The organism is Variovorax sp. 01T439_2, from assembly GCF_056398445.1.
Genome location: NZ_JBFTPJ010000986.1, coordinates 1 through 2,115 on the forward strand (window position 1 = coordinate 1; position 2,115 = coordinate 2,115).

Annotated in this window: 1 protein-coding gene; it reads left to right on the plus strand. The window is 67.0% G+C overall.

Translation table 11 applies throughout. The features are described 5' to 3' along the window. Positions 1-205: 205 nt before the first annotated feature. The coding region (locus tag AC1DOC_RS30800) for a PAS domain S-box protein (protein ID WP_478131237.1) at positions 206-2,115 on the plus strand (1,910 nt) is incomplete at its 3' end.

Sequence of the window (2,115 nt, forward strand, 5' to 3'; positions counted from 1 at the left end):
GCTTGTCTCTCCTTTAGGGCTGTGGCTGTAATTTAGTGCGCTCTTCGATCACCGCGCGGAAGTTTCTCATAGAAATGCTTCCATTTCAAATAGTGCATGCTGATTTCTTAATGTGATATTTTGGAAACAAAGTCGTCCGTGTCGGAATCAATGGCACTGCGGCCCTGCTCTCCTTGGCGCAGGGGCCATCACCTAAACTCGCAGGATGCCTTTTTCCTCTCCGCTGGCGGTTGCCCGCAGCGCCGTGAATGCGTCTCCGCTCTCGTGGTGGCGCCGCTGGTGGCGCCAGCAAACGCCGGTGCTGCAAGACGCGGTCGCCATGCTGGCGCCGATTGCGGCGGTGCTGCTGTTCCTGGCGGCCATCGTGTCGGCGTTCTGGTATTTGCGCACCGAGGAAGTCGAGCGCGAGCAGGAATCCGTGCGGCGCGACGTCGAATACGCGCAGCAGCGCATGCGCCTGCGCCTGCTCGAGCGCCAGGAACAGCTGATGCGCATCGCGCGCGACGCCTCCAACCGCGAGATCGACCCGATCGAATTCGCGAGCCGCGCGGAATCGCTCGTGAGCCAGTTCCCCGAGCTGCAGACCGTCACCTGGATCGACGACCGGCGCCGCTTCAAGGCCGGCTATTCGGCGCCGAGCGTGCATCCCGCGCAGCAGCACCTGATCGGCGACGTGCTGCGCCCGGGCGACGTGGAGAGCAACTACGCCCTGGCCCGCGAGCTGCGCCAGCCGGTTTTCTCCCAGCCGGTGGCGGGCAGCGATCCCGCGGCGATGCTGCAGCTGCACATTCCGCTCTTCGACCAGGGCCYGTTCGCGGGCGTGGTGCTGGGCGAGTTTTCGGTCGACGGCCTGCTGCGCTACGGCATGCCCTCGGAAGTGCAGGCGCGCTACGCGGTCTCGCTGCTCGATGCCAAGGGCAACGTGCTCGCGGGCAATACGGCCAACCTGAGGGAAGGCGGCACGCGGCTCCTCCCCTGGCCCGAAAGAACCAATGAGTACGAAGTGCCGGTGTCGCCCGTCGGCAACGCACTGGTCTTGCGCGCCCAGGCCTACCGGACCTCGCAGGGGGTGGTCGGCAACGGCCTGTTCTGGCTGGTCTGCGCGCTCAGCGTGCTGACCAGCTGGATGCTGATCGGCACCTGGCGCCACACCCGGCGGCGCCAGCAGGCCCAGCAACGGCTGGTTGCCGAGACCAACTTCCGCCGCGCGATGGAAAACTCCATGCTCACCGGCATGCGCGTGCTCGACCTGCAGGGCCGCATCACCTACGTGAACGCCGCCTTCTGCGCAATGACGGGCTGGAGCGAAGCCGAGCTGGTGGGCCAGTCGCCGCCGTTCCCCTATTGGCTGGAGTCGGACCGCGAAGTGATGAACGAGCGGCTCGAGGAAGAACTGCACGGCCGCGCCCTGCCCGGCGGCTTCCAGGTGCGCGTGAAGCGCAAGAACGGCAGCGTGTTCAACGCCCGGCTCTATGTGTCGCCGCTGATCGACGCGCGCGGCCACCAGACCGGCTGGATGACGTCGATGACCGACATCACCGAACCCACGCGCATCCGCGAGCAGCTGTCGGCTTCCTACGAGCGCTTCACCACGGTGCTGGAGGCGCTCGACGCCGCCGTGTCGGTTGCGCCCATCGGCAGCGAGGAACTGCTGTTCGCAAACAAGCTGTACCGGCTCTGGTTCGGCTCCGACACCGTGGGCCACCTGGGCATGGTGGCGCAGGCCGGCGTGCCCACCTCCAATGCGCACGACGAGGGCCTGGACGACGTCGACCCCTACGCCGGCCTGCCGATCGACACCCTGACCGCCGCCCAGGCTGCCAACAACGAGATCTTCGTGCCGCACCTGGGCAAGTGGCTCGAAGTGCGCTCGCGCTACCTCACCTGGGTCGACGGCCGGCTGGCCCAGCTGGTGATCGCCACCGACATCACGCCGCGGCGCGACGCCGAGGAGCAGGCCGCCGCGCAGGCCGACCGCGCGCAGGCCGCGAGCCGCCTGATCACGATGGGCGAGATGGCCTCCAGCGTGGCGCACGAGCTCAACCAGCCGCTGACGGCCATCACCAACTACTGCAACGGCATGATGTCGCGCATCAAGGGGCAGGCCATCGACAC